The 4,987-nt window shown below is 38.5% G+C and carries 4 protein-coding genes; all 4 read right to left on the bottom strand.

The window, feature by feature from the left end:
• Positions 1-510, bottom strand: a 510-nt coding sequence (locus AB4Z17_RS31945) for a malate:quinone oxidoreductase (protein ID WP_441964330.1), incomplete at its 3' end; no start/stop codon positions are given.
• Positions 511-1,252: 742 nt separating this feature from the next.
• Positions 1,253-1,561: a hypothetical protein gene (locus AB4Z17_RS31950; RefSeq protein WP_339209275.1), complete on the bottom strand. Its 309-nt coding sequence runs from the start codon at positions 1,559-1,561 to the stop codon at positions 1,253-1,255.
• A 184-nt stretch (positions 1,562-1,745) separates the two neighbouring features.
• Complete coding sequence (locus AB4Z17_RS31955; protein ID WP_441964332.1) at positions 1,746-2,651, bottom strand: GNAT family N-acetyltransferase; 906 nt, start codon at positions 2,649-2,651, stop codon at positions 1,746-1,748.
• Positions 2,652-2,825: 174 nt separating this feature from the next.
• Positions 2,826-4,987 (bottom strand): polyprenyl synthetase family protein (locus tag AB4Z17_RS31960; protein WP_441964334.1); only part of this gene is annotated, 2,162 nt, incomplete at its 5' end.

The following is a 4,987-nucleotide window of genomic DNA, read 5'->3' on the forward strand; positions in this document are numbered from 1 at the left end:
AGCTTCATTTGATTTACGATCTTTTATAATAAGTGGGATCCATTCGATTAATTTTGCAGGGTCATCGGAAAATTCCATCCCTTTAAACAATGGATTAGTAGACATGGCTTCAAAACGTTTCTTTAGAAACGTTACATTTTGTTCTCCTTGGACCATACTCATATGAGGTAATGGCATAATAAAGTCTTGCGGATTACGGATTAGCTTACTATTTACAAGGTAAGACCAAAACTGCATGGAAAGCTGGAACTGTTCATTAATTTGAATCGCTTTGCTAATATCTACAGATCCGTCTGGCTTATTTACAGTGTAGTTAAGCTCGCACAGTGCTGCATGCCCTGTTCCTGCATTATTCCACTCGTTAGAGCTTTCTTCTCCAGCACTTTCGAGCTTCTCAAACACGGTAATTTTCCATTCCGGTACCAATTCTTTCAGAAGTGTCCCTAAAGTCGCACTCATGATTCCGGCACCAATCAAGATGACGTCTGTTTTATTTTCTCCGTTGCTCATTTTTACCATCCTTATATCCTAAAATTTGCATAAAGCATGTAGGCGCTTCTGTATAGGCGTTACACTAAGCCAATGCTCGACCCAGTCACACACCTTTTCTGTTTCAATTAAAACCATATCATATTGTTTTGTAATTGATTATAGATTAAATGATCTGCGATTATCAGATAATTATAAGCTATTTGAAAGCTGGTGAAAAGTGAAAAGTCCGTTTACAAGGCTCTAGGAACACACAAAGCAAAGGCAATAACAAAGCTTAATGCATCGATTGAAGCTTTTGTTTGCCGCCATGTGTTACTAGCATCATTACATTTTTTCCGATACTTGCGGTATGGTTCACTGTATTTGATGTTAAACTAAACTTCTATTAGTTTCAATCTAAACGTTGCTACTTCTCTGCTTCTGAGATTTTCAAGTATACAAATTGTGAATAATCTGCAACGTTTATATGAAGGAGTAGATATATTTCACAAAGTTGTTCAGCTTCCCCATTAAATTCCTTTAGAATTTCAACAATTTATATTCATATCTTATTGAGGCTGGAGCCTTTTTGACAACATTTAAGGTAATTTTCTGTTTGTTTTGCCTGTCTGCTGTATTCTGTATGTATCGTATATGTATTTAAGAAGAAATCATCTCTTGTAACAGTTAAAGTAATCTTGAAAACAAGCGAAAGACCCGTAAGGCGACCGCTTCATTTGCGAAGCGTTGGTACTTACGGGTCTTTTTTAATATTTAAGGACTATTTTTTGGAACGTTTTTTGGAAGATATTTTAGCACGTTTTCTGCGTTTTAAGCCTGAAACCATGACATTTTTTTCTGATTGCGTGTAATAATGCTGATAGACAGGACAACAATGATGCTTCTTCACCGTTTCAATATTTTGAATAACATTTACAAGCTGCGGATGGTAGATGTCCTCATATTGCGTAATTGGAGGATCATAAATCGTTTGCGTCGGACAATCCGGACAAAAGTTAGCCGAATTCGCACCTTCTACCATTCCCATGTTACTACCCATATTACTACCCATGTTCATGTTATTACTCATGTTATTATAATCGTTACGGTTCACAGAATTATCTCCTTCCTGTTTTGGAATACACCATATTGTATTCTCAAGAAGACAAAACGACCTGTACGATTGACATGGAAGACGATGGCCTATGCTGTTCCTGCAGGATGTAGAGCATGATATTTACCTTGTACTGATAATGTTTGAAAAAAGTGTTTCATTATGAATGAGAAGTTAATGGAAACAAAATATGTTCTGCTCTATCTTCAAATGAAGGACGAACAAACAATGTGTCCTCACTCTGTGCTAATAACTCGACATGAATGTTTTCATTATCGTAATCGGGTGTAAAGTAAAAATGAATAATCTCCGTATCGGCAGTAACAAGGCTGTTCAAAATAACATCATAATCAACTTTTTGAACGCTGATGATATCATAAAGATGAAGTTGTTTATCCTCGTGCTTAAAAATAACAATGGCATCAACTTCCTCGACATAATAAATCGCATCATTGAATGCTAAGATAAAATAAAACAGCAATAGATGTTCATTGTTTTTCACACCCATTATAGGGGATACAGATATTCTTTCCTTAGCAAACTGCTCCATCAACCGATAATCATTGGCGTTATTCGTATGTAGCTTGCGGTAGGAACGGATTGCTTCTGGTTTTAATTCTAAACCTGAAATGTTTAGCGTAAAACTACTTTCTTGCGTTTTTCTAAACCCAAATCTAGGATAATAGTCTAGAACCGAATCATTAGCGAACAAGTAGATAAAGTCATATTCTTGTTCATATTTCTCGATAATATGGTTCATCAGTTTGCCTGATAATCCTTGATTTCGATAGTCGGGATGCGTCATAACGGTACCGATTTGAATGGCTTTGTACTCTTCACTGTTACATATAAACGTCATTTTGCTTGCTGAGGCATTGGCAATGACTTTACCTTTATCGATAAAGGAATAACATATATAATTTTCGTTCCAGCCCCCTTTTTCATACCATTTTTCGAAATCAAGTCCAAATACCATTTTAGCCAATTCATTAAAGCTTTCTTTGTAGGTTGAAATATCTTTATAGTCACTTATGAATTGGTAATTAGTCATATTAACCTCGCTCACTTTACTTCTCCCCTTCATTCTCATCAACTTTTGCAGACTGCTTCAAACACCATTAAAAAGTAAAAGCAGTCCAACAGTGACCATATGTCACCGATGGACTGCTGTTTGCTTATTCAAATTGTCTCATTATCTAACATGATCGCTCGAGTCTTCCTCAAGGCGTTCGAATGTAATTTAAAAATCCCGACTTATAATATAATTCAGCAGTTGCTTTAGAAAAGCTGGACTACGTGGCATCTCCTTTAATGCTTCCATTGCAAGGCAGAAGTGTTCCCACATCTCTTTTCTAGCTCCATCTAGACCAAGGATGGTCACAAAAGTCGAGTTGTTGTTCTCCACATCCTGGCCAATAGGTTTACCGAGTAAATGTAAATCTCCTTCCGAATCGAGTAAATCATCTTTAATTTGAAAGGCTATGCCTGCATGATAGGCGTACTTTTTCAGAATCGCAATCTCAGAAGGCTTAACCTGAGCGAGAATAGCAGGCATTACAAGTGAAGCTTCAAATGCAATTCCGGTTTTGTAAAAGCACATCATATTTAGCTGCTCCAATGTTAATGCTTTTCCTTTGGAATGCAAATCCATCGCCTGCCCCATGCACATATCTCCAGCTCTTTGGGACGAATATTGCATTAAAGCAAGCACGATTTTAGGGTCAAACTGTTCAAGGGATGATTGCTCTTCAATCGCCTTCTGGGTAAGGAATAGGCCGGTTAATTCCGCGGTGGCACTATTATGCACCTCGTGCAGCGTAGGACGCCCTCTGCGAGTAGAGGCATTATCCTGCGTTGGGAGATCATCGAAGATTAAAGACGCGGTATGCATATACTCTAATGATTTTAAAAGCGGCACGATCGTCGAAGCATGCAGTCCATATTCATTTATACCCATGACCCAAGCCAATATTGGCCGTAATCGTTTGCCATCTCCTTCAAGACTGTAGTTTGCAGCATCAATAAGCAGCTCTTTCATTGGAGGTATTTCATTACTTTTGTGAATCGGCAATAGATTGTTGATTTGCTCGCGAGCAGCTTTGACAGTTGAAAGGAATTGTTCCTTTTCACTGCGATTGCTTTTTAACACCGTTACCATCTGATCCCGGAGCAGTTTATCGAAGAAATCCACATCATCCGCTTTTTGAACCACATGTTGGATAAGACGATTGAAAACTGGATCTCCTGAAGCAAACACCGCCATAATTTTGTTATATTTCTCAGTACCTATACGTTCTTTCAACCTCTTTAGACCATTGAAGGCACGATCAAGAATCACTTCTCGGGTTTTGGCATCGGAGTCGTATACGCTGTGAATTAAATAAGAGATGACGGACCAGTATAACTCAAAGGGATTGATTAGATCTGAGCGCTGCTCATGGTATTTCAAATAATAGGTATAGGGTGTTACCGCCCCGTCTTCCATATCATCAAACATATCTGCTAAATCATCTGCCAGCTGATTATAAATCCCATAATAAAATATTCGACTATCAAAGCCTTCATCCAATGAAGCGCTAATGACGGAACGGACGATGAGCCTTGAAGATGAGGATTTTAAAATGATAGGCAGGTAAAGGTCTTTGTTGGTGTAAGTTACATTCGTTAGATCCTTGACACGGTCCAAATCCTGAGAATGAAAAAACACGTAGGATTGCTCGAAAAAGGTTTGTTGTGTTTCAGGTCGTTGATATTTCTTAATATACTCAAAAGCGTCACTAAGCTCCGCGTGTACGTATTGGACAAATTTAAAGTTATTGCCGGACCATTCACCTAATTGTGGAACAGATCCGCTTAGAAGTGAGGTACGGATCATATAGGAATATTGTTCTTTCTCCTCAGACTTTAGAACACCAGAATCAAGCAGATCGTCGATAAAAGGATAGGTTAGTCCATAGGAGTAACCAAGTCTGACGGCTTCGTCTAGTCTACGGGCACGTTCAGCAGGCAATACTTGATCATCCATTTCTTCAATTACATGCAGCATTACGCCGATTATGATTTTGATCAGCTTGCGCACCGCATGCTCGGAACTCATTTCCTTTGGGATATTAGAGGATACGGATTTTAGTTTATTTATTACCCAGATTATGGCGTTTTCTATGCCTTCCTTCTGTGCCCACCGATAAAGCCCCGCCAAGGTCATAAAATCAGGCTGCTCTCCCCCGTTTGTTGAAGAGGGTTGAATAAAGTGATTTTTGACGTCAGCAATCACTCGTTGAATTCTCAATTGTGTCTCTGGAGAATCCAAAGCTTTGCCTAAATCCCTCATATAGATATAGGAAACGCTTCTATCCAAATATTCATCCAGTTTTCCCGAATAATTCAGCCACCATATATATC

Source organism: Paenibacillus sp. TAF43_2 (assembly GCF_052113545.1).
Classification (GTDB): domain Bacteria; phylum Bacillota; class Bacilli; order Paenibacillales; family Paenibacillaceae; genus Pristimantibacillus.

Bases quoted from the DNA above. Each gene is read 5' to 3' on its own strand.
- AB4Z17_RS31950 (WP_339209275.1), bottom strand. From the start codon at position 1,561: ATGAGTAATAACATGAACATGGGTAGTAATATGGGTAGTAACATGGGA.